Annotated in this window: 13 protein-coding genes (1 of these 13 cut by a window edge); 3 read left to right on the forward strand and 10 right to left on the reverse strand. The window is 44.5% G+C overall.

The features are described 5' to 3' along the window. The 3 genes from FDP09_RS19280 to FDP09_RS19290 all read right to left on the reverse strand — a co-directional run. Positions 1–324, reverse strand: the beginning of a protein-coding gene (locus FDP09_RS19280; RefSeq protein ID WP_137404217.1) for a DUF1080 domain-containing protein. The gene continues 456 nt to the left of window position 1, outside the view; 324 of the gene's 780 nt are visible here — the first part of the coding sequence; the start codon lies at positions 322–324; the stop codon falls past the left edge of the window. Positions 325–678: 354 nt separating this feature from the next. After that, positions 679–1,446: an XRE family transcriptional regulator gene (locus tag FDP09_RS19285; protein WP_137404218.1), complete on the reverse strand. Its 768-nt coding sequence runs from the start codon at positions 1,444–1,446 to the stop codon at positions 679–681. Between the two features lie 11 nt (positions 1,447–1,457). Continuing rightward, the gene (locus FDP09_RS19290; protein WP_137404219.1) at positions 1,458–1,715 is read right to left on the reverse strand and encodes a hypothetical protein; all 258 of its coding nucleotides are present in this window, start codon (positions 1,713–1,715) and stop codon (positions 1,458–1,460) included. A gap of 295 nt (positions 1,716–2,010) precedes the next feature. Between FDP09_RS19290 and FDP09_RS19295 the strand changes: the two genes are divergently transcribed. Next, positions 2,011–4,338 (forward strand): TonB-dependent receptor family protein, encoded by a 2,328-nt coding sequence (locus tag FDP09_RS19295; RefSeq protein WP_137404220.1) that lies wholly within the window; start codon positions 2,011–2,013, stop codon positions 4,336–4,338. A gap of 698 nt (positions 4,339–5,036) precedes the next feature. Here FDP09_RS19295 and FDP09_RS19300 read toward each other — a convergent pair. Then, positions 5,037–5,222: a hypothetical protein gene (locus tag FDP09_RS19300; RefSeq protein ID WP_137401110.1), complete on the reverse strand. Its 186-nt coding sequence runs from the start codon at positions 5,220–5,222 to the stop codon at positions 5,037–5,039. A gap of 342 nt (positions 5,223–5,564) precedes the next feature. On the opposite strand from FDP09_RS19300, the gene FDP09_RS19305 reads away from it, so the two are divergent. Beyond that, positions 5,565–5,852 (forward strand): hypothetical protein, encoded by a 288-nt coding sequence (locus FDP09_RS19305; protein WP_137404221.1) that lies wholly within the window; start codon positions 5,565–5,567, stop codon positions 5,850–5,852. 165 nt (positions 5,853–6,017) lie between these two features. On the opposite strand, the gene FDP09_RS19310 is transcribed toward FDP09_RS19305, so the two are convergent. After that, positions 6,018–8,270, reverse strand: coding sequence for a Tex family protein (locus FDP09_RS19310; protein WP_137404222.1), 2,253 nt, complete (start codon positions 8,268–8,270; stop codon positions 6,018–6,020). Between the two features lie 189 nt (positions 8,271–8,459). Between FDP09_RS19310 and FDP09_RS19315 the strand changes: the two genes are divergently transcribed. After that, positions 8,460–9,065 carry a TlpA family protein disulfide reductase gene (locus FDP09_RS19315; RefSeq protein ID WP_137404223.1) on the forward strand — a complete coding sequence of 202 codons (606 nt, stop codon included), beginning with the start codon at positions 8,460–8,462 and terminating at the stop codon, positions 9,063–9,065. A 340-nt stretch (positions 9,066–9,405) separates the two neighbouring features. Here FDP09_RS19315 and FDP09_RS19320 read toward each other — a convergent pair whose 3' ends face one another. The 5 genes from FDP09_RS19320 to FDP09_RS19340 all read right to left on the reverse strand — a co-directional run bounded on the left by FDP09_RS19320 (position 9,406) and on the right by FDP09_RS19340 (position 17,252). Next, on the reverse strand, positions 9,406–10,317 hold the full coding sequence (locus FDP09_RS19320; protein WP_137404224.1) for a serine hydrolase: 912 nt from the start codon (positions 10,315–10,317) through the stop codon (positions 9,406–9,408). Positions 10,318–10,371: 54 nt separating this feature from the next. Then, on the reverse strand, positions 10,372–10,977 hold the full coding sequence (locus FDP09_RS19325) for an RNA polymerase sigma factor (RefSeq protein WP_187328713.1): 606 nt from the start codon (positions 10,975–10,977) through the stop codon (positions 10,372–10,374). Positions 10,978–11,161: 184 nt separating this feature from the next. Further along, positions 11,162–13,825 carry an alpha-L-rhamnosidase gene (locus tag FDP09_RS19330; protein WP_137404226.1) on the reverse strand — a complete coding sequence of 888 codons (2,664 nt, stop codon included), beginning with the start codon at positions 13,823–13,825 and terminating at the stop codon, positions 11,162–11,164. Positions 13,826–14,201: 376 nt separating this feature from the next. Then, positions 14,202–15,080 carry an ROK family protein gene (locus FDP09_RS19335; RefSeq protein ID WP_137404227.1) on the reverse strand — a complete coding sequence of 293 codons (879 nt, stop codon included), beginning with the start codon at positions 15,078–15,080 and terminating at the stop codon, positions 14,202–14,204. Between the two features lie 6 nt (positions 15,081–15,086). Further along, positions 15,087–17,252, reverse strand: coding sequence for a GH92 family glycosyl hydrolase (locus FDP09_RS19340; RefSeq protein WP_137404228.1), 2,166 nt, complete (start codon positions 17,250–17,252; stop codon positions 15,087–15,089). Positions 17,253–17,344: the final 92 nt, after the last annotated feature.

Raw genomic sequence — 17,344 nt, forward strand, 5'->3', positions numbered from 1 at the left:
AAACTCCTCTGTTCCATACACCACATCACCCCCGATATCTCCTCCTTTACCGAGCGCTATAAAATTGCCGTCCTCTATAATCCAGCCAGAAGGTAACTCTTCCGCATTATAACCTCTCCATCCCTCAGCACTCTCGCCATCAAAAAGCAGCTGCCAGCCTTCTGATTTTTCGTCTTGGGTAAGGGTATTGTCCTTAGCTTCAGCGCCTACATCAGAAGCCTTTACCTCGGATACCTCCTGCTCTACAGTGCTATCCTTTTTACTGCTATTGCAAGCGACCATTATGGCCGCCAGTGCAACGATGCTCAGTGTTGTCTTTTTCATTTAAACAGTTTTTATAATTTTATCGGTATTTATATTTTATTCCCACCATTAATATGCTGATTATACTTGCATTTACTATAGCGATACGCGTTCTCTAGAATTAATAGCAAAAGAACTTTATAGTTACATTTTACCGCCTTGCCGCTACTATCAGTTTTTGATTAGCATATTATTCAAAATCCAAGATCATAAATATAATATTTTTATATATATATCCACTCTTTCTTTATTTTTTTTGATAAATAACTATTTGAAAGGAATGGACCATACGACTAAAAATCACAAAGCGCTGGCAGGATTCATACTCAATCTAAAAATCATTCTTCTGAATAAAATAAAAAAAGTCCGACAAACTTAACCGGACTTTTTAATGCTATACTTCAATTCTGAAATCATTTCTGCCAGATCCTCCAAAGTGACAGCCTTGTTTTTATCCTTTGGATTGGGAAAGTCAGTACTGATAAATGCCTTGGCCTCCCATATTTCTTCTACCTCCTCTCCTGGAATCTCATAAGGCTTGTACATTTCATTGTCAGATACTAAAAACAATTTCCCGTTTTCATCCAGATAATTAAAGACCCTTTTATAAACAATACCCTCTGAAGCCGTAACCAAAATATAGGTCTTTCCACTTTTGATTTGGGATGGTTGCTCCACAAATGCACCAATGACCACTGTTCCCGGCACCAAAGGCAACATGCTATCACCGCTGACCTCAAAGGCACGATAAGTGGCGTTTTTTGCCAGGTTTGGCAAATGAAATTGGGGAAGCTGCTGCATATACTCCGGATCAGCATAACCATTAAGGTAACCTGCGGAGGCTTTTTGGGGGACCATGGTGATGTTTTCATTCTCCTCTTGATCCAGTGAAACGGTCAATATCTTAACATCACGCTTTTGAAGGGCCCTCCTGCCCTTATCCTCTATGTCATGGAAAAGCAGCTCATCGATGGAAACAGAAAGAATGTCGCCTATGGTTTTCAGTGTGGACAATTTAGGCTCTGACCTTCCATCTTCATAAGCTGAAATCATTGTCCTCTTAATACCCAATTGATCGGATAGATTTTCTTGGGTCATTTGCTTTTGCTTCCTTAAATATCGAAGATTTTTTCCAAGTAACATTATTAGTGAAATTAGGCACTATAAAGATAAAAATTATGATCGTCCCTCCACTGATTTTTAAATGAAAAACGATTTAAATCCATATTGGATCGCTCCAGCAATTCCATACGTTTCCGGATTTCAGCTATTACATCAGAGACAGCTCGATCACCATGCACCAATAAATATCCATATCGGGGATGAACCTCATCTTCCACGAAGAATTTTACTTGATGGTTTCCTGAAGCAAGGAGTTTACTTACAATTCTGATTTTGGGAGACTTTTCCATATGCTTTAACTATCTATCCATGTTTCATTTTACAAACACTAAGATAGAAATGTTTACAAAACAAACAAAAATTAGTTATCAAAAATAACTATTAAGAGACACAAATTGTCTCAAAAATCACAACACATTGCTTCAAGGTTAATGTCCATCATACTTTACCAAAAAGCCATTGTCCTAAATAACCTATCGCATGGGTACCGCAAATCAGCTCATTTATCCATTGATCTAAAACCTCCCTTAATCCTAAACCCTGCCACCCTAACTTTGGTTAAGAATAATAATAACCTATCAAACCATGAAACCATTTCGTTACATCATTACGTTGTTTTTATGCTTATCACCTTTGATAGCATCTGCCCAATTAACACTTTCCGGACAAATCGTGGACGGCGATAGCGACGAGCCATTGCTATTTGCCCAAGTGGCACTTTTTGAAGCGGGTGGTAATGAAACCATCACTTACACCCAATCTGATGAAAATGGAAATTTTAACTTGGGCACAGAAAGCGGCACCTATGATGTAAAGGTGTTTTTGATCGGTTATGAAAACAAGAAAATCGAAAGCTTGGAAGTGAATCAAGACCGCGACCTTGGGAAAATCACCTTGATCTCGGAAGGCAAGCAGCTAGAAGAAGTGGTCGTACAATCCAACACCATACCCATGCGCACAGATGTCGAAGGGCTGGTCATTACGCCAGAGCAAAACCTGGCCAATGTGGGCGGAACGTTATTGGACATTTTGCGAAACACCCCATCCATCAGTGTTTCGGATGACGGCTCCATTTCTCTGAGGGGCAGTTCGGGAACCAATATCCTGATCAATGGCCGAAATTCCTCCCTCACACAAAACCTTGACCAAATTCCTGCCAGTGCCATAGAGCAAATCAAAGTCGTCAATAACCCAAATGCTCGTTATGATGCTGAAGCGGAAGGTGGTGTCATCAATATTATCCTGAAAAGAGGCGAAGACATGGGCACTCATGGCGGTGCCGAACTCACCTACGGCACCCGTAGCCGTCTTAATACCGGCGCCAGGTTTAACCATACCACTACGAAGTACAATGTGTATGCTGGCTACAACTATAGGGACTGGAAAGGGGTGAGTGAACGATCCACCTTCCGAGAGGTTTACGAAGATAATGAGCTGCTCAACCAACAAGGAAATAATAGCGACAGGAGAAAAAACCATAACCTTAACTACGGTGCTGATTATTACTTTGGTAAAAACATCCTGAGCTATCAAGGGGTATATTTCACCGGGGAAGACTCGGAAAACAATTCCCTGTATTCCAAAATGACCGATAGTGAAACCGATGACCTATTGCTCCAGTACGTGAGGCAAAATAACGAATCTGAAACGGATGACGGATATGACAATGCCTTGATTTATGAGCGGACGTTTGATGATAAGAACCGGGAACTGAAAATCAGTGCAAACAACTCTTATCAGAATCAGTACAAAACCCAAAATATCAATATTTACCGAAATGCTTCAGAAGCTACACCGGAAAACCTCAATGGCCGCGAAAAGGCCTTGACGGATGAAAAACGATACACTTCTGTCATCCAAGCAGATTATATCCATCCTGTAAATGATAGGGTAAAACTGGAAATGGGTTTAAAATCAACCTTTAGAAAATTTGACAACGATTACAAATATTACCAGTTCTCAGAAAGTGAAAACGACTTTGTGGAAAACACCGACATCAGCAACCACTTCCTCTATAAAGATCAAATCCACGCAGCCTATTTCATTTATTCAAGATCGGGGGAAAAGTGGGACATTTCCCTTGGTACCAGGGCAGAGCAAACACACGTGGAAGGCTTACTCTACAATACCAATGAACTGAATGAACAGGACTATCTGAACCTATTTCCTAGTGTCCAGGCACTGTACAAACTGAATGAAGAAAACAGCCTGAAATTCACCTACAGCCGGAGGATCGACAGACCGACCGCCTGGAGGCTCAATCCTTTTCCTGATATCACCGATTCCCTCAGCGTAAGAAGGGGCAATCCCAACCTCCAACCCGAAATGATCAATTCATTGGAAGTGGGGCATATGATTAACATGGAAAAGGCCAGCTTGACCACCAACTTATTCTATAGACATGTCGATGGGGTGTTGGACTATATCACCTTGGTGGAAGACGGGATCTCCTACCAGCAGCCAGCAAACCTGAACACAGGCCAGGCGTATGGGCTGGAATTTATCGGGATGGCCGATCTGACCGATTGGTGGAACATAAACGGCAGTGTCTCTTTGTTCCAAAGTAAAGTGGATGGTTCCAATATCGGTGAAGAATTTGTCAGCAAGGGGTTCTCTTGGAATTCCAAAATCACCACTGATTTTACCCTGCCCTATGCCTTCACCTTGCAGCTGGTGGGCGATTATGAGTCTCCTGAGGTAGAGGCCCAAGGGCGTGATTTTGCCAGATACAGCATGGACGCCACGTTACTGAAAAAATTAATGGACAACAAACTGCAGCTATCGCTCAGTGTCCGAGATGTCTTTAACACCAGAAACTTCGGTGGCTACAACCAATCCAATGATTTCTACCAAGAATTCCGAGCTGAATGGGAAAGCAGAATTGCGCTGTTAAGTGCCAGATATAATTTTTAAACGGTTGTTAATCTTACATGAACCTTGTTTTTGAACCACATAGGGACATAGGTAACACAGGGTGCTTTTGCATCTAAGCCATAGATAATCCCTAAGGCATATTGTATCCATAGCGTAAATAAGTTATTTCAACCCGCTTTCAATGCCGTTTAGTTAGTATGTACTTGGAAATATTGGTTCTATTGTTTTTCTGCTAAATTCCTCGGTGGTTTTCATCTCTTTACCTTTGTCACTTTTTTGCTGCAGGTCAAAGTCGAGTAGGCCTGGGCCCTATGCCCAAGCCTCTCTCAGAACCGTACGTGACAGTCTCCCGTCATACGGCTCTTGACAATCAAATCTGATGTTCCAGATTTTGTTTCAAACAACTCCATCTTCCCTAATTTTAGGTTGTGTAACCATTTAAAACTGATTGCCTCAGTCCCTTCGCTCTTTCTCCGTTTCCAGAGCTTTCAACACTACTACGGACTGATCCGCCCCATCCCTATTAAAGGGGATGGTTCTCCTGTTCCATCCAACCGCCTGCTTCGAACTCCTGCCGCCTTAATGCCGCCTGCCAATAGGCCAACTCTCAGTCTGCGCTGCCTATTTTGTCCCGGAAGTCACTCTAGCCCCCGGTTTTGACAGGAAGTATTTTTCACGACACTTCATCGAACGGTTCACTTTCGTTCAGCTTTTCGAAACACATTCCTTCTGATCGCTCAGTACCACAGCCTTGAAAGCGCAGCACCATCAGGGGAATTTGACTGGTCTGCCTGATCCAGTCCCAGCCGTCGTGCCAAGGGTTGTAACGCCCTATTCGACATCAGTTGGATAGCATGTCCGGTTTCCCGAACTTCAGGACACACAAAGTGACCAAAAAACCCCGCCGCTACGCCACGGCGCACAGGTGTGCAGCTATTGGCCTAAAATTAAAACTCCCCTCATGCAGGCAAACTCCTCCTTTCTAAAGCCAAGCAGGCCTATCTAAAGCCAGGTAAACCTTCTTTAGCTGCCAACATTCTTTTTGGCTAGTATTTCGTCAAACAAGCCTGCCTTCTTGCCCACCCGCTTTTTAATTTCTTAATGCCCAATACCTGCAAGGCGGATCCGATTAATAAGTTTCTTGTGGATAAATTATCATCATTATTCCATGTAGTGGTATATTTTCTTAAGTAACCAAGTTGAGCCGGAACTATAAGCCCCCCCTGAGCCAAAAAAGATATCGCTTCCTTTTGACGGCCCTTGGTATGCCTGTTTTCCAGCCGATGGTGGAGGCCGTTAAGAAAGTGAGTTGGCTCGCGTCGTGGAACAGCGAGAACCACTCGCTTTTAGGCCGTAGCCATCGGTGGAAATTAAAATGGGTGACGGATCCACATCGCAGGGGAAATCCATGTCCCATTTTAAAGGGCAGACCACCGGCCTGGATTTTTTTCTTTCTTTTTTCATCAATCGAAAAAAGGAAAAGGATAAAATCCACCAAAATGGCCAAAACCATACAATTAAAGTCAAATAGAAAAGAAACTCCTAGCAGGTGAAAACAGGGAAATGGCCTTAACTAAACGGCATTAAATCCGGGTTCAACGCATTGGTATAAAATTTAGCTACGCAATTCTACGCAATAAAAAGCCGACTGAACTTCATCAGCCGGCTTTCTTCGATTTATAACAAGTCAAAGATCAGCTCCTTGTCCTTTCCTGCTATCACTTCCCAAACTTCCCTTTCAGCATGGCCAGCTTGGCGGCCAGATCTCCTTCGGGTTCTTTTTCTTTTCTTCTTTCACGCTTGGCTCCGCCGGATTTTCCCTTGCCCCGCTCGGCAAAGGGGTCTGACTTCATGCTCAGGCCGATACGCTTACGATTAAGATCCACCTCCATCACGGTGACTTCTACTTTTTGGTTGACGGTGACCACCTCGTTGGGATCGGAGATATAGCGGTCTGCCAAGTGGCTCAGGTGCACCAAACCATCTTGGTGTACCCCCACGTCCACAAAAGCACCAAAATTGGTGATATTGGTGATAATGCCAGGTAGCTTCATGCCAACCTTGAGGTCTTTCATCTCATTCACCCCTTCTTGGAAGCTGAACACCTCAAAGGTCTCACGTGGATCCCTTCCCGGCTTGGCCAGTTCCTCCATAATGTCCTGCAAAGTGGGCAAACCTACCGTTTCTGTCACGTAATTCTTCAGCACCACCTTAGACCGTAACTCTTCGCTCTTAATTAGTTCGGAAACATTCGACCCCAAATCAGTGGCCATTTTATGCACCAGCTCATAGCGTTCTGGGTGCACGGCACTTCTGTCCAGCGGATCGGGGGCATTTTGGATGCGAAGAAAACCCGCTGCCTGCTCATATGCCTTGTCTCCCAAACGGGGCACTTTGCGAATTTCTTCCCGGCTTTTGAAGGGACCATTTTCATTTCTGAAATTAACGATATTTTGTGCCAAGGCTGGCCCCAATCCAGACACATAGGTCAATAGCTGCTTGGAAGCAGTATTGACTTCCACGCCGACACCGTTTACACAACTCATCACGGTATCATCCAGGGAATTTTTGAGGGCTGACTGATCCACATCGTGCTGATACTGGCCGACACCGATGGATTTCGGGTCGATCTTCACCAACTCCGCCAAAGGATCCATCAGCCTCCGGCCAATGGAAACGGCTCCTCTGATCGTCAGGTCCAAATCAGGAAACTCCTCACGGGCTACATCCGAGGCCGAATAAATGGATGCTCCACTTTCATTCACCATCACGATCAAAACATTACTGGGCAATCCTATGGATTTAAAGAACTGCTCGGTCTCCCTGCTGGCGGTTCCGTTTCCGATGGCAATGGCTTCCACCTGATGCTTTTCCACCAAGTGCTTTACCAAGGCGGCGGATTCAGCAGTTTTTCGCTGTGGCTCATTCGGGTAAATGGCATCATAATGCAATACCTGCCCTTGGGGGCCAAGGCACGCAAGTTTACAGCCCGTTCTAAAACCAGGGTCAATGGCCATCACTGATTTTTCGCCCAAGGGAGCTCCCAGCAGCAATTGCCTCAGGTTTTCAGCAAATACTTTGATAGCATCTTCGTCAGCCTTTCTCTTGGTGTAAAGCCTTACTTCCGTTTCCATGGAAGGCTTCATCAAGCGCTTATAGCAATCCTTGATGGCCAATTTCACCTGCTCGGAGCTGGTATTCTGGGTCGTAAGGGTCATTTTTTCCATCAGTGCAAGCGCATCCAATTCCTCTGGACACGAGTCCAGCATCAGAAAAAGCTCCTTTTCCCCTCTCCGCATCGCCAGGACGCGATGTGATGGGGCTGTTTTGATGGGCTCGGACCATTCAAAATAATCTTTGTACTTGATCGCCTCTTCTTCCTTTCCGGGGATTACCTTGGAGACAAATTTTCCTTCTTCGATAAATAGGTCTCGCATTTTTTTCCTTAGCGCTGCATTTTCGTTGATCCACTCCGCGATGATATCACGCGCTCCCTGCAAGGCCTCTTCAATGCTGGATACTTCTTTTTCTTCATCGATAAAAGTCCTCGCTTCTTCTTCCAGGTCTATGGATGCCTGCTCAAAAATCGTGGTCGCCAGAGGCTCCAGTCCCTTTTCACGGGCAATCGTAGCCTTGGTCCGTCTTTTGGGCTTATAAGGTAGGTAAAGGTCCTCCAAAACGGCCATGGTTTCTGCCTCATTGATCTTCTCTTCCAGCGCTGGAGTTAATTTTTCCTGCTCTTTGATGGATTTTAATATGGCCTCTCTCCTCTTATCCAAATCCCGAAGCTGCTGTACCCTATCCCGAATAGCAGCTACCTGCACCTCGTCCAATGATCCTGTCACTTCTTTTCGATACCGGGAAATAAAGGGTACCGTGGCTCCCTCGTCCAACAACCCAATGGTGTCAGACACTTGTTTCTGCCTGATGTTTAGCTCTTCGGCTATTTTTAGATAATGATTGATATTCATAAACTTATATTACTTATGCCATCCTTAAAAGCTGCAATTTAAAGCTTCTCCAACAGTTTTTTGAGAGGATTTGGTTTTAATTATACTCATGCTTCAATAAAGGCTTGTAAATCAAAACGTAACTTTGCACCTTGCTTCCCGTTAAGCTATAACATCTCAATCATTGGTAATTTTTTTATTCACCCATAAATGAACTGGAAGAAAGAAATCAAAAGCTGGGGCATCATCGTCAGTGTGTTTGCTGTCATTTACTATCTGGGTTGGTACGCACCAATTGTAGGCAAAATCCAATCGATCATCCTCTCCACGGGATTGATCAAGCCAAATATGGAAAAACCCTATGAAGTAGGCAAGGACTTTGACTACAGCCTCAAATTCACCGATCTCGATGGCAATCTCATTGACATGCAGGACTTTAAAAACAAGACGGTTTTCATTAACCTTTGGGCCACGTGGTGTCCTCCTTGCCGGGCTGAAATGCCCCATATCGCTTCCCTATATGGAAAATTAAAAGATGAACAGGATATTGCATTCCTAATGGTAAGCTTGGACAAAGACATCGAAAAGCCCAAGGAGTATATAAAAGACCAAGACTTTGCTTTTCCAGTGGCCCACGCCGGCTATGGACTTAATGCTTCACTGAAACATTCCTCTATCCCTACTACCCTCGTCATCAGCCCTGAAGGAAAAATTCTTTTTAGACAAGAAGGTATGAGTAATTTTGACACCAAAGAATTTAGGGATTTTCTTACTGCAAAAAGGCCAATCATCGAATCTAACAATAAAATTGAATAAGCAAGATGGTGTTTTGCAGGACTTCAAATAGCTCAATGTCCCTTGTTAATCCTGCTGATTTATACGGTTTTAAAAAATCATTTCTTCATATAATCGTTTGAGTATAATTTTGATTTCAATCAATTTAGGATATCTTTGTTAACAACTTTTTATGATACATAAAAAACATTTTAAATATCATAAAAACCAAAACCACTACTAAAAGAATCAACAATAAGTCAGGGGGGACTTAAGGCTTAATCATCCAACTTAACAATTAACTTATCTGCTCTTAGTTTTAAATTGAACCTTTCTTGGACAGAAGGTCCAAATAGGCTTTCAGTCGGATATTTAAGCTAAGTCACCCCTCCTTATTTTTCACAAAGTCATATAGTATTTTACTTACATCGGACATCGCCCGAATCCCTTCCTCAGGATCGTTCAGGTTTTTTGACAATAGTATTAACACATATTTTTCGCCCGACGGCAATTGTACTATCCCAGAATCGTGCCGAACTCCCGTGATGGAACCTGTTTTATGGGCCACCACAACCTCTTCAGGAAGCTGTCCGGGGATAATTTCATTAAAATGTTGGGCTTTCAGCACCTCGAACATTGCCAGTGAAGCTTCTTCACTCACGGCATTTCTTGCCGCAATCGCTTCCATGATCAGCATCAGGTCATACGCTGTGGTGGTATTGCTTAGTCCCCTTTCGTATGCTTTTAGATCTTCCACACCCCTCAATACCTCTATATCCATGGCACCCAATGAGCGCATGGTCTCCGTAATCTTTTTGGCATCCAGCTTATCGATCAGTATATTGGTAGCAAGATTGCTGCTCATCGTGATCATTTCATAATTGAGCTCGCGATAGGTACTGTACTGGCCTATTCTGCTGTAGAGCCCTTCTTGACTATCTACTGAAAGGTCCATACGGTATGGACTTCCATCTACAATGCTCTTAAATTCATTGACGATTTTCACAGAATCGTCCAAAGAGACATTTCCCATAGCCACTTGGTTGTAAAGCGCTATCATTACTGGGGTCTTCATCGTACTTGCGGCATGAAACGTTTCCTTTTCGTTGATCAGAAGCGTCAGAGGATCTTCTCCCATTACCCTAAAAGCTACCGCAAAATCTCCCTCCACCTTATTTAGGCGTGTATTTATGGTCTCGCGAAGTTCACTGGCAGAACTTTCTTCAGAAGGGCGAGAATGGCAAGATACAGCTACCAACAGGAGTAATATCCCTATAAAAACATCCTTGTTCATGACTCGATAGAATTTGTGGCAAATGATAAAACCCTACCAAGATCAAGAATCCTACTAACTTATCAAACCAAGAATCATTAAAATAAGTCCAAATGAAACTTCTTGGGTTCTTTCTACCTGCTTCCTTAAGGATTTAGTGGCCCTGTATATCTGGTTTTCGACTGTCCTTACCGAAAGGTTTAGCTGAGAGGCAATTTCCTCTGCGGTCATGTGGTTGACCGTTTTCATCATAAAAACCTCCCGCTGTTTCACCGGTAAGGTATCGATAGCCTTGGTAGCAAATTCATGTAGGTCCTGATAGATCACCGTATCCTCGGTCACATTAGAAAAAATTTGGTTCATAGGGATCGCATAGTCCCGGTAAGCCGTAAAACGTGCCTGTTTCTGACATCGATTGACCACTAAGCTCCGGACAATCGAAAAAATATAGGCATTGATTGATAAATCTGATTTCAGATCGCTCCGCTTCTTCCAAAGATACAAAAACACATCTTGGATGATCTCCTCAGCGTCATGATGGGCCAATTCCATCTTTCTACTTACATGATAGATCTTCGAAGCATAGCGCTTGTAGAGGTGATAATAGGCCACTTCATCACCTTCCTTGATCTTATCCACTAGATCGGAGTCTGTAATTTCGAGGGTTATTGGGTCATTCATTCTCATCTCAAAAATTAATAAATAAACTAAATCGGTTTAGCTATTTACGCAATAAAAAAGGCTTTGTAGCCTTCTTTGTTTAAAAGAACATAAATGATTTCAAAAAAGCAAGTAACACCACCAATAATTTCTAATTGCAAATAGTACTCGAAATTTTATCCCATCCCTAATCAAAATCACTTACTTATCTTTTGATGATCCATTCGTGCTTTCCTGCGGATACCTTATACGCAACCTTTCCGTCAAGTGGAACATCCTTTATTGCTGGCACTTCTTTTCCGGTAATTTCAGTATTGGCAGGCAATATCAAGGTCGCCGTAGCATTCGCGGGAATTTTCACCTTGTAGTTGACCACTCCACTTTCTACTCTCTTCCATGAGGACACCATCTCGCCATAAGGCCCTTGGTGACTTGCTTCGAAATGTTCCAAATCCTCCACAAAGTGGGGTTCCAAAAGAACATTCTTAAATCCCGGATAGTCAGGATCAGGTTTGATCCCCCCAAGTGCCTTGTAAATCCACGCCCCCACTTCACCAAACATAATATGGTTCATGGAAATATCACGCTCCGAATCGATCTTCCAGTTTTCGTACAGGGTAGTCGCTCCATTGACTATCCACCATCCCCACGAAGGGTATGTTTCCTGCGCTGCTACCTTAAACGCGATATCAGGATAACCATTTTCACTTAATGCATTGAGAATAGCCTTGGTTCCGAGCAGCCCAACATCCAGGTGAAAACCATCTTTTTCTACCCTTTTGGCAAGGTTTTCGGCTACCTGGCCCCGCAGCTCATCGGGCACAATATCCCAATATAAGGCCACACTCAGTTCTGTCTGGAATCCACTTCCATAGCTACCCGTTTCCCTGTTCAGGTACTTCCTATTAATAGCATCACGTATCTTTTTGGCCAACAAGGCATACTTTTCAGCTGCTTCCTCATGGCCGAGCAAACTGGCTGTTTTGGCCAAAATCCTCGCATCGGTAAGGTAATAGGCAGATGAGGTATATTCCACTGGCGACTTGGACTTTACCGGCACCCAATCCCCAAGCCCCCAGGACGTCAACCCATCGGGACTGATTTTGGTAATATGGTCCACATATCGCTTCATGGCATCATAGTTCTCCTCCAATATGCGTGTATCTCCATAAAACAGGTAAACATTCCACGGAATCAAACAAATCGTACTCGTCCAATCAGGGCCATTCCCCCATTCATAGCCCCATCCGGAAGTCGGGATAATGGATGGCAGCACCCCATTTGGCTGCTGCTCGTCCCGGTGGTCATCCAGCCATTTTTCATAGACCTTAATCCCATCAAAGGAATATAATCCCGTCTCAATGGCTATGTGCGCATCCCCTGTCCACCCATTTTTTTCTCGCTGCGGACAGTCTGTAGGATACCCAAAAAGATTGGACAGGTAGGCGTTGTTCGTGGCCCACCAGATGCCGTCAAGGGTTTGGTTTGCCGAACTGATCTTGCCTACTTCCTCCACATCACTGTGCATAAAATAACCTGTCAGGCTCTCCTTGGTCAGGTCAATGGGACGATCAGCGGTGACTTCCACATATTGGAAACCTTTATAATTGAACCGTGCATGAAAGGATTCCTCTCCTGATCCTTTCAGGATATAAATGTCCGTCTGGAAAGGGTCACTGTCATCTGTAGGGCGATAATGAACATCAATATTGGACATATCCACTCGCCCATCCTCATCAAGCCGCTCGCCGTGTTTTAATCTCAAAACAGTTCCCTCTTCTCCCTTTACCTTGATCTCACTGACTCCTGAAATATTTCTGCCCAAGTCAAACACATACGTTGAATCGTTGATTTTTTCCACTGCCTTGGCAGGAATGGTCTTATTGTGGCGAATGGGAGGCATGACCTGTGCAGAAATTTCCTTCGCTGGCGCCGACCGATAAATGACGTCTTTCCAGTCTCGGTCATCAAAACCCGGCTTGTCCCAACCCGGCTGCTCCAATCGGGCATTATAGTGCTCGGCGGTATAAATGCTATTAAAGACTACAGGGCTCAGGGCAGTCTTCCAGCCCTTTTCCGTACGAATGGTTTCCTTGGTCCCGTCTTCATAGGTAATTTGTATGTCCATGCAGAAAGTGGGACGGTTTCGCCAAGGGGCGTTGTGAAAATTCCATACAGCCGTAGATTGGTGATTGTACCAGCCATTTCCCAACAGCACTCCAATGGCATTCTTTCCGTTATGGAGTGCTTCGGTCACATCGTGGGTCACATAGAGCACCCTACGGTCAAATCTCGTGTATGCTGGGTCAAGGCGGTGATCACCGATACGTTTGCCATTGATGCTCAATTCATAAAGCCCACCGACTGCGATATAGGCTCTTGCTTTCTTTACATGCTTGGAAGCAATGAATTCTCTTCGAAAATACGGGGCTGGCTTTACTTCTTTGCCTTGGCCATCCCCTATCCATGCTCCCTGCCAATTGGTCTCCCCCATCATTCCCGTTTCGAAAGTAGCCCTTTCAGAAGCCCCCAGTGAATTCCCTGCCTTATCCCACACTTCCACCGTCCAAAAATAAGTGGTAAATGGCTCCAACATTTCACCGTCATACTCCACTAACTGGCTTTCGCTTGGTACTTTTCCACTGTTCCATACCTCTTCGTTCCCCTCTTTGGTCACAACCACGCGGTAGGCACTTTGGGCTGCCCTTGGCCGGTCATCATCCATCTGCCAGGTCAATCGCGGATACGAAGTATCCAATCCCAACGGATCCACCAAGTATTCGGTTTTGAGTGACTTTTGTGAAAATGCAAGGCTAAAGGTCAGTAGCAACAAAAAAATGGTCAAGGCAGCTTTTGGCAATATCTTCATGGTTGATGGGTTGGAAAATTTGAATCTTGGAAAATTTCTCTGATTATACGCTTTATTGAGAGTAGATTTTATTTCTCACGGAACGCACAGAACCTCCAGAATGAAGCAAGGCTTTTCTTCGATTTCCATGTTTTCTGTGAGCACCTATTTAATTTCCCTGTCATTACTGGTATCATTGCAGATAATCATAAAATTTCTCTTCCTTATTTTACCGAGCAAGCCTGTTTGCGTCAGATAAACCCAAGACAGGAATCGGGAACAGCTTAAATTGAGTCAGAGACTCAATTCTTCACCGTGCTGGGGCAGAGACCCAGCACAACCACAAGTCTCAAGTCTCACTTCTCATATCTCGCTTCTCATATCTCAAGACTAAAACTCACGCTTCATACCAGCAACTCGCCGCTCCGATCAAGGCAGATTCCTCTCCCAAGATACTTTTTTTAATAGGAACCCCTGGTAGCGACCGGGATAATACCTGCTCTGTTTCTGGTAAAAACAATGCTGAGGAGTGCGCGATACTTCCTCCCAGCACGATGATCTCAGCATTTTCCTCGCTGGCAAATTTAACCAAGAACTTTCCTAAGTTTTGGCCAAATTCTTTAAAGATCGCCTGCACCCAACTTTCCTCCTTCATATCCACCAACTCCCTGACCCCGCTGAGTTCTTTTCCTGTTGCTTCTTGGTATTTTTTGGCAAACCATCGTGTCGAAAAGTACTCTTCGGCTATACTATCGCCATACTCTTCTCCCCAACGGGCCGCATCATGGGCTTCTGTGCCGTGGTAATAGGCCGTACCTGCCCCTGTGCCCAAAGTCATTCCAATGGCCCTTTTATATCCTTTTGCGATGCCGGCAAATACCTCGCCTTGCAAAAAACAGGCGGCATCATTCTTAAACCGCACTTGGGCATTGGATACCCCCAGCTTTTTGGCCAATAGGTCCTTTACATTTTTTCGGTATAGCGACTCATATTTATCCTGTGTGCTGTCTATAAAACTAATGCCCGCGTCATAGTCAAAGGGCCCCGGCATCGCAATACCAATTTGGACAGTGGACAAAACCTCATGTTGACAAAAAGGCTCAATGGCTCCTGCCCAAGCCTCTAAGATTTCAGTTAAACTGCCTTTGCTATCTACCGGATGGCGCTCCAGTCGCTTCTGGTCGATGGTACGGCTCACCAAGTCCACCACACCTACGGTAATGTGCGAACCTCCCACGTCCACCCCTAAAGCATATGATTTTTCCTTCTTACCCATGGCTCATTATTCAGTGGTCAATGTAATCGTTCCTCCTTTTTCCAACATGTCATGAGGAACAAAGTAATTATCTATTTTCTTTCCATCCACTTCTATCTCCTTTAATTTTCTTCTTCCTGAGGAGTTTTTAATCACCACTGATTTTCCTGAGGGCATTGTCCATTCCACTTCGTCAAAAACCGGCACAGTCACCAAATACTCTGGATCAGCAGGGCTGAGCGGATAAAGTCCCATTGCACTCCAAGTGTACCAAGAGGACATTTCCCCGGCATCATCCATACCGGAAAGCGCCAGTCCATGTTCACCAATGCCATAGTAATCGGCCAGTAACTTATCGATCACCGCTTGGGATTTTTCAGGCTTGTTGACAAAATAATACGAAAATGGTGCTTCATGGTCCGGCTGGTTGCCTTGGCAGTATTGCCCCATAAACCCACTTACATTTCGGGCAATGTACTCAGGATTCCAAGGTTTGGTAAAAAGTGTATCCAGTTTCTTTTCAAACTGCTCAGCACCACCATAAAGCTCCACTAATCCGGGCATGTCATGGGGCACATAAAAGGACAGTTGCCATGCATTGGCTTCTCGGTACATGTATTCATAATAAGGGTATTCTGGATTAAAAGGACTGATCCAATCCCCATTTACCAGCCTTCCACGCATGAAATTCACCGATGGGTCGAATACATTCCGGTAATTCTGGCCACGCTTGATCAGATCTTGGTAATGCTCCTCATCTCCCATGACCTTGGCAAACTGTGCAAGGGCATAATCATCGTAGGCAAATTCCAAGGTTTTCGAAACGCCAGCCTTGGCCTTGGTTTCTACATGGGGATTTTTCACATCAGGATCCGAAATAAAACCTTTCTCGATGTATTCTTCGATATATGGACGTGTACCGCCCGCTTTGTACGCATTGTTCAGCAAGTATTCATAGGCCTTTTCGACTTCAAAATCCGTAATTCCCCTGCGATACGCTCCCGTAATGAACGGTGCCGCATGATCACCGTGAAAAAATGTAGGGATAAAACCACTGTGACTACCTCTTTCCACCAATGACTGGATCACATCGGCGGTCACCTCCGGCCTCATAATGCTCAACAACACCACTTTGTTTCGGTAAGTGTCCCAGAGCGAAGGCAAGGTATAATAGCGAAACTCCTCCGTTCGGGTTTTTCCCCGCTCGTCCACAAACTGGCCATTCACATCACTTCTCAGTGCAGGCCACTGAAAAGAACGGTAGAGGGATGTGTAAAACAATGTTTTTTCCTTTTCACTTCCGCCTTTCACCTTGATATGCCCCAGAAGCTTGTCCCAGGTTTTCTCTGCAGCATGCCGAACCTCCTCAAAAGATCTATCGGCCACTTCTTCTTTTAAGTTGACCTTGGCATTGGCCTCACTGACATAGGAAAGCCCGATTTTAAGCAATACAGGATCATCATTTCCATTGGCCAAGGCTATTTTGGCATACCCCTCCTTACTGCCTTCCTGAATCACCTCCATGGTCTCCACATCTTGGCTCAGCTCCACATAGAAGTGTACCTTATCACGACCCACCCGCTGAAATCCCTCCAGCGTATTGGCAGTAGGATTGGTAATTTCCCAATCGGACACCCCATTATTGGCCTTGGCCAAATCAAATAGAATCGTGCGGTCATGGTTATCTTCAAAAGTATATTCGTGTACCCCCGCCCGCAATGTACTTGTCAATCTCACCCCCACCTTGTAATCCTCCAGGTAAACTTCATAGAAGCCCGGAGAAGCTGATTCTTTTTTATGGCTAAAAGTGGACTTGAAAGGTGCTTCTGCATCAGAGCTGATCGGCAAAACGGGGATGTTGCAGAGATTCCAGTGCCCCTTATTGGTATGGGTAAATCCGATGATCTCCGTATCCTCATATTCATAGCCAGCACCTGAACCAAACTGGGTGATCGGACTTAACTGCACCATGGCATTGGGAAGGGACGAACCCGGGTAGGTCAAGCCCGCCCACACCCTCCAGCCCTCTGGGGGAGTGTAGCCAATATGCGCTGGATCTGTCAAAGGTGCCGTACCAATAAAAGGATTGACATAGCGGGAAAATCCCGCTTCCTCTTTCGGAACAAGGGCACAGCCCATCAGCTGAAAAGCAAATATGATCAGGATACTACTAAAGCTCAAGGAACGGTTCATAGGTAAGGTTATTTTATAGGTTGATCGTAGTTTATTTCTATTGGAATGGATCTGGTCCTTAGACTTCCCTTGCTTAAAACAACTTAGGTATT

Source organism: Echinicola rosea (assembly GCF_005281475.1).
In the GTDB taxonomy this organism is placed as follows: Bacteria; Bacteroidota; Bacteroidia; order Cytophagales; family Cyclobacteriaceae; genus Echinicola; species Echinicola rosea.